We start from the raw sequence: 16,071 nt of genomic DNA on the forward strand, positions 1-16,071 counted from the left end.
ATACTTGTACGGAAAGCTCTGGAGTGTCCCCATGTCCTTCCGCCAGGCGGGCTGCCTGCCCGCATCGCCGTCGTCTTTCCGTTTTTCCTCCCTCGTTCTGCTTGCCGCCCTGTCGTCGCTGCTGCTGTCCGCTTGCGGCGACCAGCAGCAGGGGGCCTCCGCTGCGCCGACGCCTTCTGCGCTGCCGGTCGCGGTGCTGCCGGTCCAGGCGACACGCGCGCCGCTCATCGTGGAGGCAGTGGCCCAGGCCGAAGGTGCTCGTGAAGTGGAGGTGAGGGCGCGGGTCGGCGGCATCCTCGAGAAGTGGCGCTTCCAGGAGGGCGAGCGCGTCAAGGCCGGACAGTTGCTTTTCCAGATCGAGCGGGCGCCGTACGAAATCGCGCTGGCGCAAGCGCGTGCGCGACTTGCCGAAGCGCAGGCGGTGGCGGAGCAGGCCAGTCGAGAGCTGCAGCGACTGCAGGGCCTGGTCGCCGACAAGGCGATCAGCCAGAAGGAGTTTGACGACGCGCGCTCCACCAGTGCAGTGTCGGCGGCCAGCGTGAAGTCGGCGGAAGCGGCGGTGCGCGAAGCGGAACTGAACCTGAGCTATACCCAGGTCACCGCGCCGGTGAGCGGCGTCACCGGCCGTGCGCTGCGTTCTGAAGGTACTTTGATCAATACCGGCAGCGACAGCCTGCTCACCACCATCGTTCAGATCGATCCGGTCTGGGTGCGCTTCAGTCTGTCCGACAACGACCTTGTTTCGGTGCCCGGGGGCCGCGCAGCAGTGCGCAGTTTCCGCGAGGTCGAACTGCAGTTGCCGGATGGCTCCATCCTGCCGCAGCGCGGCCGCATCAATTTTTCCGCCAGCCGCATCGACCCGACGCTGGGCACGCTGGAAATGCGCGCCGAGTTCGCCAATCCGGACGCCACCGTGCTGCCGGGTCAGTTCGTACGTGCGCGCGTGATCGCCGGCGAGCGCGACAATGTGTTTCTGGTGCCGCAGTCCGCGGTTGTGCAGACCGAATCCGGCCCGGTCGTCATGCTGGCCAATGCGGAGAACAAGGTCGAACCCCGTCCGGTCAAGCTGGCGCAATGGCAGGGCAAGGACTGGGTGGTGACCGGCGGCCTGCAGCCCGGTGACCGCGTGATCGTGAACAACCTCATCAAGCTTCGTCCCGGCGCGCCGGTTGCGCCCGCGACGCCGGATCAGCCTGCTCCCGCCGCGCCGGCCAGGTCCTGAGGGAGCGCGCAGACATGGCACGCTTCTTCATCAGTCGCCCGATCTTTGCGGGCGTCATATCGATCATCATCATGATCGCCGGCCTGGTGGCTTCGCTGTCGCTGCCGATCGCGCAATATCCCGAAATTTCGCCGCCTACGGTCATCGTCACCGCCACCTATCCCGGCGCGAATTCGGAAACGCTGGCGCGCACGGTGGCTGCACCGATCGAGGAACAGTTGTCCGGCATCGAGGGCCTGCTCTATTTCAATTCGACCTCGACTTCGAATGGCACGGTCACCATCACGCTCACCTTCGAGGTGGGCACCAACCCGGATACCGCGCTCATCGCGGTGAACAACCGCATATCGGTGGCCGAATCAAGACTGCCCGAGGACGTGCGGCGTTCCGGCCTGGTGGTGCGCAAGCGCTCGAACAACCTGCTCATGATTGCCGCCCTCAAGTCGGCGGACGGCCAGCGCGACACGCTGTTCCTGACCAATTACGTGCAGGTGAACGTGCTCGAGGAATTGCGTCGTCTGCCCGGCGTCGGTGATGCGATCGCCTTTGACGCGCCATACTCGATGCGCGTGTGGCTCAAGCCGGACGTGATGGCCCGACTGGGCATCACCACCAGCGACGTGGCCGCCGCGATCCGGGTGCAGAACGCACAGAACGCGGTCGGTCGCATCGGCCAGGAGCCTTCGCTCAATGGCCAGCAGCTCACCTACACCGTGACCGCCAAGGGCCGCCTGCTGAGCATCCAGGAATTCGAGAACATCCTGCTGCGCGCCGAGGGGCCGGGCGGGGTCGTGCGGCTGAAGGATGTTGCGCGCATCGAGCTGGGTGCCGAAAGCTATGACCGGACCACCAAGGTGAATGGCACGCCGGTGGCCGGCATGGGCATCTATCTGCAATCCGGCGCGAACGCGCTGGATACCGCAAAGGCGGTACGTGCCAAGCTCGACGAAATGAGCAAGCGCCTTCCGGCCGGCACCGAATTCATCATTCCCAACGACACCACGCGCTTCATCAGCGAATCGATCAAGGAGGTGATCCATACGCTGGGCGAAGCCACCATCCTGGTGGTGCTGGTGGTGTGGGTGTTCCTGCAGAACTGGCGCGCTACGCTGATTCCGCTGATCGCGGTACCGGTATCGCTGGTCGGCACCTTCGCCGGCCTGTGGGCGCTGGGCTTCTCGATCAATACGCTTACGCTGTTTGCGATGGTGCTGTCCATCGGCATCGTCGTGGATGACGCCATCGTGGTGCTCGAGAACGTCGAACGCCAGATGCGCGAATTCGGTCATCCGCCGAAAAAGGCGGCGATCGAGGCGATGCGCGAGGTATCGGGCGCGCTGGTGGCCATGGTGCTGGTGCTGTGTGCCGTGTTCGTGCCGGTCGCTTTCCTCGGTGGCATTGCCGGCCAGCTCTACCAGCAGTTCGCCGCTACAGTGGCGATTTCGGTGTCCATCTCCGGCGTGGTGGCGCTCACGCTCACCCCCGCGCTGTGCGCGCTCATGCTGAAGGAGCACGAGGGCGAATCGCCGATGTTCAGGCCATTCAACCGCGGCTTCGAGTGGCTGACGCGGCTCTATACCGGGACCGTCGGGGCGACGCTGCATCACCGCATACTCGCCGCACTTATCGTGCTGGCCCTGTTCGTCGGTGCCGGCTTCATGTTCCGGATCGTGCCGGGTGCCTTCGTGCCTGCGGAGGATCAGGGGTATCTGTTCGGTTTCGTCACATTGCCCGACGGTGCTTCGGCCGGTCGCACCGAACAGTCGTTCGAGAAGCTGCGTCGCATCATCAACGAGGACCCCGCGGTCGAGAACGTGTTCATGGTGCGCGGCATGGACTTCATCACCGGCAACAACCGGCCGAGTGTGGCCATGACCTTCGTGGTGCTCAAGCCATGGAAGGACCGCACCACCACGGCCGACGATCTGTTGAAGAAGATTTCCGCCGAGGGCATGAAGCTCACCGACGGCATGGGCCTCATCTTCAATCCGCCGCCCATCCAGGGGCTGGGGACCGCGGGGGGCTTCGAAGCCTATGTGCAGGCGCGCGAGGATGCCGACGCCGCCAAGCTCGCCGGCATCACCGGCCAGTTCATCGCCGAGCTGAACAAGAGACCGGAACTGGTCGATGTGAAAACGTTCTTCCGCGTCTCGTCTCCGCAACTCGCGGTCGATGTGGACGAGCCGAAGGCGATCTCGCTCGGCATTCCGCTGGATGCCCTGTATTCGACGCTGCAGGCCACCATGGGCACGCTGTACGTGAATGACTTCAACCGCTCCGGCAAGACCTACAAGGTGCAGCTGAGCGCCGATGCGCCCTATCGCATGAAACCGGAGGATCTCGGCAAGCCCTATGTGCGTTCGGATTCGGGCGCGATGATCCCGCTGTCGGCGGTGATCAGCGTGCGCACCATCGTCGGCCCCGAAATGGTCGAACGCTTCAACGGATTCGTGGCGGCCAAGCTGTTCGGCAATACGGCGCCGGGACGCAGCTCCGGCGAAGGCATCAAGGCCGTGGAAGAAGTGGCCGCGCAGGTGCTGCCGGCCGGCTATACGCTGGAGTGGGTGGGGCAGGCCTACCAGGAGAAGCGTACCGGCATCACGTCTGTACTTGCGCTGGCTTTCGGCATCATCATGGTGTTCCTCATTCTCGCTGCGCAGTACGAGCGCTGGTCGTTGCCGCTGGCGGTCATCATGGCCATCCCGTTCGCCGTGCTCGGTGCGCTGCTCGCGGTGTGGGTGCGCGGCATGCCGAATGACATCTACTTCCAGATCGGGCTGGTCGTGCTGGTCGGCCTGGCCGCGAAGAACGCCATTCTCATCGTCGAATTCGCGCTGCAGAAGCAGCAGGAAGGCATGGACGCGCTGAAGGCGTCGCTCGAGGCGGCACGCCTGCGCTTCCGTCCGATCTGCATGACCGCGCTCGCCTTCATCCTCGGTGTGGTGCCGCTGGTGATCGCGACCGGTGCCGGCGCGGCAGCGCGTCGCTCGATGGGTACCGGTGTGTTCGGCGGCATGCTGGCGGCGACCTTCATCGCGACGCTGTTCATACCGATGTTCTACAGCTGGATGGCGGGGCGCCGCGCGGCGCGTGGCGATGACGCACCGGACGAAGAAGTGAGGGCATGACGATGCTTACGGCAGTGAAAACACCGCTCGCGCTCGCCTGCGCGATCCTGCTGGGCGGCTGCATGGTCGGTCCCGACTATGTCCGGCCCGACATCAGCCTGCCGGTGCAGTATGCGGACCGCACGGCCGACGACGCGGCCGCCATTCAGCGCGGCTGGTGGATGCAGTTCAACGACCGCACGCTCAATGGACTGGTCGAGCAAGCGCTGGTCGAGAACAGCGACATTCAGCGTGCGGCGGCGCGCATCGAGGAAGCGGACGCCCTGCTGCGAGAGGCCGGAGCGGCGCTTTTCCCCGATGTGTCGTTGCAGGCGGGCGCATCGCGCTCGCGCATCAGTGCCGTGGGGGCTCCCATTCCGAGCGGTGCGCCGCTGTACCGGAACAACTTCCAGACCGCTCTGGCGACGTCGTTCGAACTGGACTTCTGGGGCCGCTTGCGTCGCGCGAGCGAGGCGGCTCGCGCACAGGCGCTGGGCACCCGCTATGCGAAGGATACGGTCGAGCTCACGCTGGTAAGCCAGGTCATCGGCAGTTATCTGAACTTGCGCGCGCTCGACGCGCAGCTCCGGCTTTCGCGTGACACGCTCGCCACGCGGCGCGAGAACGCCGACATTCTGCGCACGCGCGTGGCGCGTGGCCTGACCGATGAGCTGGAGCTGCAACAGGCGCTCGGCGCGCTGGCGCAGATCGACGCACAGATCGCCGACCTGGAACGCAGTCGCGGACTCGCCGAGAACCAGATCGGACTGCTCACCGGCCAGCTTGGCTTGCGCATCCCGGCGGGAGACCTGCGCGACCTGCCTCTGCCTCCGGTGCCGCCGGCTGGCTTGCCCTCTGCGCTGCTGGAGGCGCGTCCCGATGTGCGCCAGGCGGAAACCGAGCTCGCCGCGGCCAATGCGCGCATCGGTGTGGCCAGGGCGGCGCTTTATCCGTCGATATCGCTGACCGGCAACTATGGTTCGCAAAGTCGCGAGCTGTCGGATCTGTTCAGCGGTCCCGCCAACATCTGGTCACTGGGCCTGGCCCTGGATCTTCCTCTGTTCGATGCCGGACGGCGCAGTGCGCGGGTGGATCAGGCGAGCGCGCAGCAGAAGCAGGCACTGGCCGCCTATGTGTCCGCCGTGCGCAGCGCCTTTACCGACGTGCGCGATGCGCTGGTGGCTGGCGAATACTACGGCCGCAGCGTGGCGGCGCTGCAGCAGCAGGCCGATGCTGCTGCACGCACTCTGCAGCTCGCGCAGAAGCGTTACGACGCCGGTTACTCGCGCTATCTGGAGGTGCTGGATGCGCAGCGCACCGCCAACGAAGCATCGCTGTCGCTGGTGCGCGCGCGCCAGTCGCAACTGGCCGAAGCCGTGAACCTGTATGCCGCCCTGGGAGGCGGGTGGTTACAGGATGTGGCCGGCGTGCGGGACGGTGCGGAAACACCGTCCACGCGCTGACAGAGCGCTCAGCCCGCGAGCGCGCTCAGTGGGCGCGTCTCGTCTGCCTTGCGTTCCATCGGCTTGAGATGTTCCTTGCCGGCAGTGGCGATCGATTTCACGTCGCCCGATATCTCGCCGCCTTCCTCGATATGGATCTTGCCGTAGCGGATCTTGCCGCTGACCTGGCCGGTCGCGTGCACGATCAATTGTTCGCGCGCGGTCAGTTCGCCATCAAAGCGGCCGTGGATTTCCGCGATATCGATACTCACGGTGCCCGAATAAGCGCCATTCTCCGCGATGCGGATGACGCGGCTGTCCATCGTGGCTTCGACCCGCCCTTCGACCACCAGCGTATCGCAATCGAGAATCTCGGCGCCGCGCAGTTTCACATCCGGGCCCACGATGAGCCGGCTGCCCGAGTCCGACGGCGGGGCCACGGCATCCCGTTTGTCCTCCTTTGCCGGCTGCGTGGTCGCGGTGTCGCGTTGTGGCGACTGCGTGTGCGCGGCAGCGCTGCCGTTCGCGAGCAGGCCGGTCTGCGGCGCGGTGACCGTCGCGCCCGGCCGCAGCGTGCGTGGCAGCGAATTGTCGGGGGTCTTGGGGAAGAGTGCGGGCTTGTTGAACATGCTGTCTCCTTGAAGTCCGGAGCCGCGGAAAGTGCGGCGCCAGACAGGCTTCGCAAGGGTTGTGCCGTTTCCGGAAACACTTGAGGAATCAAGGCCATCTTTTTGCGTTGCATGGAAGAAGTGCTGATTCGCCCTGGCCGTAGAGCGCTCGGTGTCGCCGTATCCCGACAGGCTGCCGGCGTCTTTGTCACAGGACCGCGCCCTGAGCGCGTCCTGCGCTGTCGTGCCGGGGCGACAATGCGGCGCGGCCCGGCGTTGCACATCGGGGATCTGCGATCCTGTTGCATTCGCTTACGGCGCAATGCCAGCGTGCTGTCTAGACTGATGGCCCAGTTCTGTCACCGTTGTTTCCATGCCTCACGTTTCGTTCCGAACCTCGCTGCTGCTCACGGTGCTGTTGATCGCCGCCGCCCTCGGAGCCGCAGCCGCGAGCGGCTGGATCATGCTGCAGGACTTCGCGCGCGCCAGTCGCGATGCCGGTGCCGACGCGCTGGGCATGAGCAGCGCGATGCAACGGCTCGATGAGCGTTCGCTCGACATGGTGCGCAGCGCCCGCCAGTTCGCGGTGCTCAAGGACGATGCGCTGAGGCTGCGTCATGACGAGGCACGCGCGCAGGCGGATGAGGCCTTGAGCGATCTGCAGGGCGCGCTTTCCGATACCGCCGTGCCGTCGCGCTGGCATGCAGCGGCCGGGGCACTCGCGGCGGCGTTTGCAGTCAATGCGGACGATGTGAGCGCCGCCGAATCCGAGCTGCTGCGCCTCAATGACGTGATAGCGGCAGCGGTACGGCATTACCTGGAGATCCGCAACGGTGAACTGACCGCAGCCCTGGAGAGCAGCCGTGATGTCCTGCGCCTGCAGGTGGCGGCGGCGGTTGTGCTGGCGTTGCTGCTGGCGATGGCGGCCGGCTGGTGGATACTGCGGCCGCTGCGCGAGGTCGAGCGTGCCATCGCCCGCATGGGAGAAGGACGGCTGGATGGGCCGGTGCAGATCGGCGGTCCGGCCGATCTGCAGCAACTGGGCGAACGTCTGGAATGGCTCAGACAACGACTGGCCGATCTGGAAGCTCACCGCAACCGCGTGCTCAGCCACGTATCGCACGAACTGAAGACGCCGCTTGCCTCGCTGCGCGAGGGGGTGGCTTTGCTGCGCGACGGGGTGACCGGACGACTTACGCCGGAACAGAGTGAAGTGACCGCGATCCTGGATGCGAACGCGCGTGCGCTGCAGGAGCGCATCGAGCAGTTGATCGGCTATAACGCCACCCAGTTCGATGCCCGTCATCTCGATCTGCGCCCCACTGCGCTGCGAGCGCTGGTGCGCGAGGTGGCCGCCGACCTGAAGCTGCAGGCGCAGGCCAAGGACGTGAGGCTCGAGGTATCGGGTTATGCGCCGCCGGTGCGTGGCGATGCCGCCAAGCTGCGCATCGCGCTGACCAATCTGCTCAACAATGGCATCAGCTTCAGTCCGCACGGGGGCACGGTGAAGCTGCTGCTCAGCAGTGAGGACGGCGTGACCCGCATCGACTGCACGGACGAAGGTCCGGGGGTGGCGCCCGAGGAAAGTGAACGCATCTTCGAGCCCTTTTTTCGCGGCAGCCGCCGCGCGCCTCGTCCGGACAAGGGCAATGGACTGGGTCTGGCCATCGTCCGGGAATTCGTCGCCGCGCATGGCGGACGGGCCATGGTGGTCCCGAGCGAGCGCGGCGCCCACTTCAGGATAGAGCTTCCTCATGCGTCTTGAGTACGCCCCTCTGTGCAGGCTGATGCTTCCGCTGCTGCTCGCCGCCTGCGCCAGTGCGCCCCGCCCGCCCGCGACAGGCGATGGAGCGGCCGACGCCATGCCCGCGCGCGAAGCAGCCGCGGACGTGGCCCGGTCCGATGACGCGGCGCGCGAGCGGGATGCCGAACGCCGTCTCCAGCAGGCGATGCAGTGGGCTCAGCCTCGAGGCGGTCAGCTCGCACGTGCGCGCAGCCAGCTCGAAGCCTTTCTGGCGCTCGACGACGAGGCGGCACGCACGCTGCACCCGTATGCGCGCGCGCTTCTGGACCAGGTGATGGAACGTCAACGACTGGATGCGGCAAACAGCAGGCTCACGCAGCAGCTCGAGCGCAGTGCACAGCAGTTGAAGGACAGCCAGGCGCGCGCGGAAGAACTGCAGCGCAAGCTGGATGCGCTGGCCGACATCGAACGCAGCCTGCCCGGCAGCCGTCCGGCCGTGCGCGGAGTGCCGCGATGAGCGCTTCACCACGGCTGTTGCTGGTAGACGACGATACCGATCTGCTCCGGCTGTTGTCGCTGCGCCTGAAATCCAGCGGCTATTCGATCGCCACGGCAGAGAGCGCCGAAGCGGCGCTGACGCGGCTCGAGATCGAGCGCTTCAGTCTGGTGATCAGTGATGTGCGCCTGCCGGACCGCGACGGCCTCGCCTTGTTCGAGCAAATCCGGCTCAGGCATCCTGCGCTGCCGGTCATCCTGCTGACTGCACACGGCACGATACCGGACGCGGTCGAGGCGACTTCGCGCGGCGTGGCCGGCTACCTCACCAAGCCCTTCGACAGTGCCGCGCTGCTGGATCGCGTGACTCGTGCGCTGTCCTGCGCAGCACCTTCCGGTGGCGCGGGTGCTGCGGACACCGGCTGGCGGGATGGCATCATCAGCTGCAGTGCAGCGATGCAATCCGTGCTCGACGAAACCCGGCTGGTGGCGGCGTCCGATGCCAGCGTCCTGATCCAGGGCGAGAGCGGAACCGGCAAGGAACTGCTGGCGCGCGCATTGCATCGAGCCAGTGCGCGGACCGACGCACCGTTTGTTGCCATCAACTGCGGCGCCATACCGGAAGCCCTGCTCGAATCCGAACTGTTCGGTCACGAGCGCGGCGCCTTCAGCGGCGCCGTCAGTCGCCATACCGGGCTGTTCCGCGCCGCTCACGGTGGCACGCTCTTCCTCGACGAGATTGGCGACATGCCGCTGAGCCTGCAGGTGAAGCTGCTGCGCGTGCTGCAGGAGCGCGCGGTCAGGCCGGTTGGCGCGACCCGGGCCGAGCCCATCGATGTGCGCATCGTATCGGCCACCCACTGCGATCTGGACGAACTGCTGGCGCGTGGGCAGTTCCGCGAGGATCTTTACTACCGCATCAATGTGGTGACGCTGAAGCTGCCTTCGCTCGCGGAGCGCCGCGAGGACATCCCGCTGCTCGCCGACCATTTCCTGCGAGGCCTGGCGAGCAAGTACGGACGATCGGTCCGCGGGTTCGCGCCGGAGGCGCTGGAGGCGCTGGCCGTTGCGAACTGGGCCGGCAACGTGAGGCAGTTGCAGAACGTGGTCGAACAGGCGTGCGCGTTGACCACCACACCGCTCATTCCACGCGCCCTGGTCGAGCGCGCCCTGAGCGTGCGGAGCATGGATGTGTTGTGCTACGCCGAAGCCAAACAGCGCTTCGAGCGTACCTACCTCGTGCAGTTGCTCAAGCTGACTGCGGGCAATGTCAGCGATGCGGCACGCATCGCCGGTCGCAACCGGACCGAGTTCTATCGGCTGCTGCAACGCTATCGGCTCAGTCCCGGCCAGTTCCGCGCCGATCCGCCCACTGTCGCCGAGCGCCGACACGCGTGATGCCCGTGCCGGCGTTGTTCGCCGGCAAGATGCCGGAGGACTGTCGCCATGGCCCGACGGATGCCGACGGTCGCCGCGGGCGCGGACTCAACCTGTGTGACGCAGGTGCTCCATCCGTCGCCGTATCCGCGGGGCGGCACGAAGTGTGCTGAGGCTGCTCTGTCATCACCGGAGGAGCCTGTCCATGAATCGTCACATCATTCTCGGTTTCATCTCGACCACGGCCATGGCCTATTCCATCTGCACCCCCGCTCAGGCGGCGGAACTGGTGGCCGAATCGATCGTGCAGATTGCCGACGGACACGCTGACGAACGCGACCGTCGTCTGCAGGAAAGGGTCAAGGGCGCGCTCCACGCGGAAGCGTCGCTCGACGGGTGCTATGTTGCCGTTGCGGCGCACGACGGGCGGGTATCGCTTGCAGGCGTTGTGCGGGACGCGACTCAGCTCGCCCGCGTGCTGCAGACCATCGTGGCCATCCCGGGCGTGCGCGAGGTGGACAACGGTCTGGAAGTCGTCGCCGGGATGGCCGCTGGCGGGCGCTGACCCGGCGGCCGCAGCCGTTTCCTGGCTAGCGTGCCGGCACGCGATAGTGATTCGCGGTCATGAGATCCACACCGCAGGGCGTGGCTTCCACCCAGTCGATGAAACGTTTCACCATGGCCTTGCCGACAAAACGTGCGCCGTGCTGTGGCACGATCATGTCGATGTCGAGCTGCCTCGCCATGGTGGCCCAGAGGCGGCCGATGCGGTTCGACACCATGTAGCGGCTGTGAAAGCCCAGCATGTGCGGTATGTGCGCGTCGAAATCCTTCACCGGCACCGGTGCATCGCCGTGATCCATCATCGATGCGCCAAGATCGCCGGAGAACAGTATCTTCGCGATCGGATCATAGAAATGGAAGTTTCCTTCCGAGTGCATGAAGTGCGCCGGCAGGGCAAGCAGATCGCTCGTTCCAAGCGGAATGTGCGCACCTTCGTCGGGGATGGGCAGGATGCGCGCGGTGTAATCGCGGCCGCTGGTGAAATGGGGTACGAAGCGCGCCCACAGTCTGGAAATCATCACCGTGCAGCCGGTGCTCACCATCCATTTGTTGAGCGAGGCGATGATGTCCGGATCGGCGTGCGAAGCCAGGATGAGATCGAGATCGCGCGACGGGAAATGGCGCTGCATGGCCATCATCAGCGCGGTATAGGTCATGTTGCCGCCGGGATCGATCAGCGCGCCATGACCGCTGTCGACGACCAGAAACTGGTTGCACTGAACCGCGTGGTCGGCGTCCTCGTCGACCAGATCATAGAAGGCAAGGCAGACATGCCTGCCGTTGTTGAACAGTTCCACCGCCATCGCGCACCTCGCACCGCATACGTGCCAGGACAAAAGCCGGTCAGTCTGCAGTAAAGGCGAGGGGCGGTTTCCACAACTGACGGTGTCGTTGACATCGATCAACAGTGGCGCACGGCGAGGAGGGGATGTGGTGGGCCCCCTGGGAGTCGAACCCAGCACCAACGGATTATGAGTCCGCAAAAGCTCTGATTTATCGGCATTGTTCGAGGTTGATGGTCTGGACCTTTTTCACGGTAAGTCCCCGTTTAGCCTAATAAATAGGTTGATTCGCGTTTACATGCGTTGCTATAGTCTGGCTACATGAGGGCTACATCAAGGCCCTAGTATGTAGCCAGAGATGAAGCGCGAGCGTCTCACCAACCCGAGGATTTCCGCTGCAACTTGCCCCGAGGGCAAGGGCCAGGCGTTCATCTGGGACACAGATGCGCCGCGTCTTGCTGTTCGCATAACGGCCGCTGGCGCCAAGTCGTTCATCTTCGAAGCGAAGCTTCATCGGCAGACGGTTCGCCAAACCATCGGCGATGTGCGGGCGTGGAGCATCGAGAGTGCGCGCGCCGAAGCCCGGCGGCTTCAGACGCTCGTCGATCAGGGCATCGACCCGCGGCAGGAACGCGCGGAGAAGCTTGCGATCATCGCGGCGAAGAGAGAGAAGGCACGGCGCACCGAGTCGCCGGCGCTGGAGGCCTGGGCGGAGTACATCGAAGCCCGTCGGTCGAAGTGGGGCGCGCGAACACTCGCGGACCACCAGGCAATGGTCGGAGAGGGCGGTAAGCCCAAGACTCGCGGGCGCCGAAAAGGCCAGGGCGACACGACGCAGCCGGGCATCCTGCGGGGGCTGCTGTCGCTACCTCTTGAGCGCATTGACGCCGACGCCGTGCGCGATTGGCTGAAGCCGGAGGCGGAGCGGCGGCCGACGCATGCCGCCCTTGCTTTCCGCATGTTGCGAGCCTTCCTGAACTGGTGCGCCAGCACGAAGGAGTTCGCCGGGCTGGTTCATGCAGATGCCTGCAAGACTCGGGCGGCACGCGACGAGCTGCCCAAGAAGGTCGCCAAGGATGACTGCCTGCAGCGCGAGCAGCTCCCCCTCTGGTTCAAGCAGGTGCGCGCGCTTGCGAATCCCGTTCAGTCCGCTTACCTCCAGGCGCTGCTGCTGACTGGTGCGCGCCGTGAAGAACTCGCCGGCCTCCGCTGGGACGACGTCGATTTCCAGTGGAACAGCCTCACCATCCGCGACAAGGTCGAGGGTGAGCGAACCATCCCGCTCACTCCCTACGTGGCCGACCTTCTGCGCGACCTGAAGCAGCGAAACGATGCTGATGCCCGAAAGGTGCTCAAGCTGCGCGGGCCGGATCAGGCTGTCGCGCGGGAGCGTGCAGAACGTGCGCTGCCCTGGGTGTTCGGCAGTCCTGCAGCTGCATCCGGTCGGCTGCAGGAGCCGCGCATTGCGCACAACAAGGCATTGGCCGCCGCCGGTCTGCCGCCGCTCACCCTGCACGGTCTGCGCCGGTCGTTCGGCACGCTCTCCGAGTGGGTGGAAGTGCCGACCGGCATCGTTGCGCAGATCATGGGGCACAAGCCGTCCGCGATCGCGGAGAAGCACTACCGCCGCCGGCCGCTGGACCTGCTGCGCATGTGGCACACGAAGATTGAAGCTTGGATGCTGGAACAGGCCGGCGTCGCGCAATTCGGGTCAGTGACCAAGCGGCGTCCTCGGCCTGTGCGGAGCTGAATGAAGTAGCACCGCCGCCTGACGGTCTCAGGTGAAGGCAGTCCAGGCGGTGGGCGCCCAGACTGCCGACCACAACGTGAAAGGGACTTCACATCATGGACAGCATCAAGGATAGCAGCACGCCAGACCTCCAAAAGTCGGACGCCGGAACCTTCATGTCTGCAGAGCGCCGATTGGTCGCGCTCAAGGCGGTTTGGGAAATCGAATCTCTTGCCCGCAACGTCCCAGTCATCGCGCAACAAGACGACGTGGAGGCCGTGGAAATCGCCGACACGCTGCGCTGCATCTATAACCGCATCAAGACTCTCGTCGACGTCGCAAACTGCGCCATTGATTGCGATGCAAGCCAAACCGAAGAGCTGAAGGCAATGCTCGCCTGAGCGCGTGGCACGCTGTTGTTCGAATTCAGCAGCTGTCGTCCTATCTGTACCCGCGCCGGCCGGTCGCCGGCAGAAGCGGGGCCGCACAGTGCGGGAACACTGCGCAGCCCCTGACCACAACGTGAAATGGAGCTTCACATCATGGCTACTCAGCAGTCTACCGGGGCGGCAGCCGCGGCAGTCCATCCGGAGTTTCAGCGGTTCGCAGCAGAAGTCGGGGAACAGGTTTTCGACGCAGCATCGCTCGTTCGCGGTGCGCGAAGCATCTTCGAGGCGGATGGCGCGTGGCAAGAGAAGGAGGAGTACGTCGCCATGCTGCGACTGCTCTCGATCGCGGATCGAGGACTTGCCACGGTAAATGAACGGCTCGACGCGGCGCGGGCGGTCTATCAGTTGAAGCGCGCGGGTCGCCAGACCGCGAAGTCGGCAGAAAGCAGCGCACCGGCCGAGTCACCGGCTACCGACGGAGGTGGCGATCATGAAAGCTGAACGCTACGGAGCGCGCGACCTTGCGTACAGCGCGTGGCACCGACCTCGATCCGCCGGCCGGTACGTCGGCATCGACCGGGCCCAGAATCTGGGGATGATTGATGTCGATTGCGTCCTGTACGTCGAGTACGACACGGACACGCGCGAGCCCCTCGCGCTGATCGAGACAGCCCGGGACGTGGGTCAGCAGCATAAGACCGCAACCATCACTGCGGCCCTCGCGCGACGTGCGCGGCTCCCTGCCTTCGCCGTGCTCTATGAGGCGGCGAACGACCCGAACCCAGCGGACAATCGGTTTCCGGACATCGCGAGATTCCGGGTCAGACGCTTGTGGCCGCAGCCGGAGCGCTCGTGGCGTGTCGTGTCGCCGGAGCAGTGGGCACAGGCGCTGCTGCACATTCGGCAGTGGTCATCCTTCCGTCTCGACCAGGAGGCGGCAAACGACAGCCTGTGGGGGACTGAGCGATGAGAACGCAATGTGACGACGCCAGCAGTTGGGGGGCTGGGCCATGGGCATGAGGTATGTGGGACCAACGCGGGTGCGCCACCTCGATGACGCAACCTTGGATTCGTTTCCTGCGGAGGTGCGCGTTTTCACTCGCCGGGCCGTTGATTTGGGCATTGAAGTGCGGGTCGAGACTGACCGGCACGGAGACGAAGCGCTCGCGTGGCTCGGGTCGGAGGAGCAATTCCGCGAGCTCGATGCATTTCGCGTCGGGACAGACTGGACCTTCAAGACCATGCGTCGCGCCATCGGAGTCGGCGGAATTCGCGGGTACGTTTGGCGAGAGCCTGACGGGCGTATTCGATTCGTCATCGAGTCGTATTGCGGTCATTTCACGGCGCGTGCGATGGTCGCGGCTGCACGTGGGGACGCCGCGTTCCAGAGTTTCAAGGCGGCCATCCTTCGCAGCCCCGCTCACTCCAGCGACATTCGGGAACCATGACGAAGCCCCCGCCCACGCTGCGCGCCGGCCAAGCCCTTGTCGTTGTTGGCGCCTTCACTTGGCTCGGAGAGAACCGTGATGACTGGTTCGACGCGCTCGGGTTCGGGCGGTGGCGTCAGGTCGAGGACTGGGCGGACGCGCCTCGGGTCGTGCTGGAAGAGATGGCTCTTCTGACGCTGATCGATTGGGGGCTGCCGAATCAAGGCGCACGCAACGCGGTGACGCACTTCCGGGAGTCGCAAGTCGCCGGCAGGACGCAAATCGTGATTGTCCTGGGCCACGCCGCGCATCCCGGGGAAGAATTGGCCCTTGCGCGACTTGAGAGCGTTGATGTCATCCAGGCGTGCTCCGAAAAGCAAGCCTTTCTGCAAAGCGTCTTCGACGCAATCGAGCGTTCTACAGTCCGGGCGAAGCACCGCGCGGCGTTGCAGGATGCGCTGGATAGATTGAATCGACACGCTGCCTTCACGGAGCCCGAATTGAGCGCTTTGAACACCTTGGAGGCAGAGCGCAATCGCTGGGTGACGGAGCGGGTACTCATCCCCAACACTGTGCTTGCAGAGTATCTGTCGGGCGGAACCCTTGATGAGGAGGGGAAGAGTCAGAACCCGCTATCTGCTGTGACAAGGGCGAAAGACGCGCTCACGCAGCGGAACGTCAGGAATCCGAGGGGGGCGCCTTACTCCTGGTCGGCTGTGAATAGGTTCTTCAGGGAAGCCAAGCAGCTCGACCGAATTAGGAAGCAGTTCGTTGATGCAGAGAGGCAATTGCGGCTGAAGAAAGAGGAGTGGATCGAGCAGCGGATTGTAGCTTCACGAAGGGACGGGGTGGCCGCTGAGACCAGAGAAGAAGCCGAAGGAGCTATCGAAGCCCTTATACAGCGCGCCCTGAATGACTTCTCGCCTTCGGTTGCCGGGTCGCTCGTTCGTCGGGGCGCAAAGCTTCGATACCGCCTGAAAAGGGGCGGGTAAGCCGCCGACAAGATATAGCCCCAGTTTTGCCCACGAAAACTAGGGCTAAATTGATGAGGCTGGAAAAACGAGCATGCGTCCATCGACGTTGATCGCCCGGTAATTCCGCCGGAGTCAGCGTCGGGGAGCAACGTATGCACTCGACTGGCACCACTGATCGCAAGCTGAGTTGCGCCGAGTTCGCCGCGCGCAA

At 65.0% G+C, this 16,071-nt stretch carries 15 protein-coding genes and 1 tRNA gene; 13 read left to right on the forward strand and 3 right to left on the reverse strand.

What is annotated here, in order from left to right; all coding sequences use genetic code 11:
- The first annotated feature begins 31 nt into the window (after positions 1-31).
- Genes A3Q7_RS0117380 through A3Q7_RS0117390 form a run of 3 tightly spaced genes read left to right on the forward strand, consistent with a single transcriptional unit; the run spans position 32 to position 5,792 of the window.
- The gene (locus A3Q7_RS0117380) at positions 32-1,222 is read left to right on the forward strand and encodes an efflux RND transporter periplasmic adaptor subunit (RefSeq protein WP_018413190.1); all 1,191 of its coding nucleotides are present in this window, start codon (positions 32-34) and stop codon (positions 1,220-1,222) included.
- Positions 1,223-1,236: 14 nt separating this feature from the next.
- Positions 1,237-4,350, forward strand: a complete 3,114-nt coding sequence (locus A3Q7_RS0117385) for an efflux RND transporter permease subunit (protein WP_018413191.1) — start codon at positions 1,237-1,239, stop codon at positions 4,348-4,350.
- 2 nt (positions 4,351-4,352) lie between these two features.
- Entirely contained in the window at positions 4,353-5,792 is a 1,440-nt protein-coding gene (locus A3Q7_RS0117390; protein WP_018413192.1) for an efflux transporter outer membrane subunit, read from the forward strand.
- An 8-nt stretch (positions 5,793-5,800) separates the two neighbouring features.
- Here A3Q7_RS0117390 and A3Q7_RS0117395 read toward each other — a convergent pair whose 3' ends face one another.
- Positions 5,801-6,400, reverse strand: coding sequence for a bactofilin family protein (locus A3Q7_RS0117395; RefSeq protein ID WP_018413193.1), 600 nt, complete (start codon positions 6,398-6,400; stop codon positions 5,801-5,803).
- Positions 6,401-6,752: 352 nt separating this feature from the next.
- On the opposite strand from A3Q7_RS0117395, the gene A3Q7_RS0117400 reads away from it, so the two are divergent.
- The 4 genes from A3Q7_RS0117400 to A3Q7_RS0117415 all read left to right on the forward strand — a co-directional run bounded on the left by A3Q7_RS0117400 (position 6,753) and on the right by A3Q7_RS0117415 (position 10,560).
- Positions 6,753-8,144, forward strand: a complete 1,392-nt coding sequence (locus A3Q7_RS0117400; RefSeq protein WP_018413194.1) for a HAMP domain-containing sensor histidine kinase — start codon at positions 6,753-6,755, stop codon at positions 8,142-8,144.
- Between the two features lie 22 nt (positions 8,145-8,166).
- Positions 8,167-8,640, forward strand: coding sequence for a hypothetical protein (locus A3Q7_RS20345; RefSeq protein ID WP_018413195.1), 474 nt, complete (start codon positions 8,167-8,169; stop codon positions 8,638-8,640).
- The gene (locus A3Q7_RS0117410; RefSeq protein ID WP_026224977.1) at positions 8,637-10,016 is read left to right on the forward strand and encodes a sigma 54-interacting transcriptional regulator; all 1,380 of its coding nucleotides are present in this window, start codon (positions 8,637-8,639) and stop codon (positions 10,014-10,016) included. Before A3Q7_RS20345 ends, A3Q7_RS0117410 begins: the two co-directional genes overlap by 4 nt.
- 184 nt (positions 10,017-10,200) lie before the next feature.
- On the forward strand, positions 10,201-10,560 hold the full coding sequence (locus tag A3Q7_RS0117415) for a BON domain-containing protein (protein ID WP_018413197.1): 360 nt from the start codon (positions 10,201-10,203) through the stop codon (positions 10,558-10,560).
- 25 nt (positions 10,561-10,585) lie between these two features.
- On the opposite strand, the gene A3Q7_RS0117420 is transcribed toward A3Q7_RS0117415, so the two are convergent.
- Together A3Q7_RS0117420 and A3Q7_RS20845 are read right to left on the reverse strand one after the other, a co-directional pair.
- The gene (locus tag A3Q7_RS0117420) at positions 10,586-11,362 is read right to left on the reverse strand and encodes an oxygen-binding di-iron domain-containing protein (protein WP_018413198.1); all 777 of its coding nucleotides are present in this window, start codon (positions 11,360-11,362) and stop codon (positions 10,586-10,588) included.
- A 128-nt stretch (positions 11,363-11,490) separates the two neighbouring features.
- Positions 11,491-11,613: transfer RNA gene (locus tag A3Q7_RS20845), tRNA-Ser, on the reverse strand.
- An 86-nt stretch (positions 11,614-11,699) separates the two neighbouring features.
- Between A3Q7_RS20845 and A3Q7_RS0117425 the strand changes: the two genes are divergently transcribed.
- The 6 genes from A3Q7_RS0117425 to A3Q7_RS0117450 all read left to right on the forward strand — a co-directional run bounded on the left by A3Q7_RS0117425 (position 11,700) and on the right by A3Q7_RS0117450 (position 15,878).
- Positions 11,700-13,091 carry a tyrosine-type recombinase/integrase gene (locus A3Q7_RS0117425; RefSeq protein ID WP_020565938.1) on the forward strand — a complete coding sequence of 464 codons (1,392 nt, stop codon included), beginning with the start codon at positions 11,700-11,702 and terminating at the stop codon, positions 13,089-13,091.
- A 95-nt stretch (positions 13,092-13,186) separates the two neighbouring features.
- Positions 13,187-13,471 (forward strand): hypothetical protein, encoded by a 285-nt coding sequence (locus A3Q7_RS0117430; RefSeq protein WP_018413201.1) that lies wholly within the window; start codon positions 13,187-13,189, stop codon positions 13,469-13,471.
- Between the two features lie 141 nt (positions 13,472-13,612).
- Entirely contained in the window at positions 13,613-13,960 is a 348-nt protein-coding gene (locus tag A3Q7_RS0117435) for a hypothetical protein (protein ID WP_157278225.1), read from the forward strand.
- Entirely contained in the window at positions 13,950-14,429 is a 480-nt protein-coding gene (locus A3Q7_RS0117440) for a hypothetical protein (protein WP_026224978.1), read from the forward strand. Before A3Q7_RS0117435 ends, A3Q7_RS0117440 begins: the two co-directional genes overlap by 11 nt.
- A 94-nt stretch (positions 14,430-14,523) precedes the next feature.
- Positions 14,524-14,907 carry a hypothetical protein gene (locus A3Q7_RS0117445; RefSeq protein WP_157278227.1) on the forward strand — a complete coding sequence of 128 codons (384 nt, stop codon included), beginning with the start codon at positions 14,524-14,526 and terminating at the stop codon, positions 14,905-14,907.
- A complete protein-coding gene (locus tag A3Q7_RS0117450) occupies positions 14,904-15,878 on the forward strand; it encodes a hypothetical protein (RefSeq protein WP_018413205.1) in 975 nt (324 codons plus the stop codon). Before A3Q7_RS0117445 ends, A3Q7_RS0117450 begins: the two co-directional genes overlap by 4 nt.
- The last annotated feature ends 193 nt before the right edge of the window (positions 15,879-16,071 follow it).

Origin of the sequence: Methyloversatilis thermotolerans (assembly GCF_000372885.1) — a bacterium.
Lineage (GTDB): Bacteria > Pseudomonadota > Gammaproteobacteria > Burkholderiales > Rhodocyclaceae > Methyloversatilis > Methyloversatilis thermotolerans.

Bases quoted from the DNA above. Each gene is read 5' to 3' on its own strand.
- A3Q7_RS0117415 (WP_018413197.1), top strand. From the start codon at position 10,201: ATGAATCGTCACATCATTCTCGGTTTCATCTCGACCACGGCCATGGCC.
- A3Q7_RS0117420 (WP_018413198.1), bottom strand. From the start codon at position 11,362: ATGGCGGTGGAACTGTTCAACAACGGCAGGCATGTCTGCCTTGCCTTC.
- A3Q7_RS0117395 (WP_018413193.1), bottom strand. From the start codon at position 6,400: ATGTTCAACAAGCCCGCACTCTTCCCCAAGACCCCCGACAATTCGCTG.
- A3Q7_RS0117380 (WP_018413190.1), top strand. From the start codon at position 32: ATGTCCTTCCGCCAGGCGGGCTGCCTGCCCGCATCGCCGTCGTCTTTC.
- A3Q7_RS0117385 (WP_018413191.1), top strand. From the start codon at position 1,237: ATGGCACGCTTCTTCATCAGTCGCCCGATCTTTGCGGGCGTCATATCG.
- A3Q7_RS0117400 (WP_018413194.1), top strand. From the start codon at position 6,753: ATGCCTCACGTTTCGTTCCGAACCTCGCTGCTGCTCACGGTGCTGTTG.
- A3Q7_RS0117425 (WP_020565938.1), top strand. From the start codon at position 11,700: ATGAAGCGCGAGCGTCTCACCAACCCGAGGATTTCCGCTGCAACTTGC.
- A3Q7_RS20345 (WP_018413195.1), top strand. From the start codon at position 8,167: ATGCTTCCGCTGCTGCTCGCCGCCTGCGCCAGTGCGCCCCGCCCGCCC.
- A3Q7_RS0117390 (WP_018413192.1), top strand. From the start codon at position 4,353: ATGCTTACGGCAGTGAAAACACCGCTCGCGCTCGCCTGCGCGATCCTG.
- A3Q7_RS0117440 (WP_026224978.1), top strand. From the start codon at position 13,950: ATGAAAGCTGAACGCTACGGAGCGCGCGACCTTGCGTACAGCGCGTGG.
- A3Q7_RS0117430 (WP_018413201.1), top strand. From the start codon at position 13,187: ATGGACAGCATCAAGGATAGCAGCACGCCAGACCTCCAAAAGTCGGAC.
- A3Q7_RS0117435 (WP_157278225.1), top strand. From the start codon at position 13,613: ATGGCTACTCAGCAGTCTACCGGGGCGGCAGCCGCGGCAGTCCATCCG.
- A3Q7_RS0117410 (WP_026224977.1), top strand. From the start codon at position 8,637: ATGAGCGCTTCACCACGGCTGTTGCTGGTAGACGACGATACCGATCTG.
- A3Q7_RS0117450 (WP_018413205.1), top strand. From the start codon at position 14,904: ATGACGAAGCCCCCGCCCACGCTGCGCGCCGGCCAAGCCCTTGTCGTT.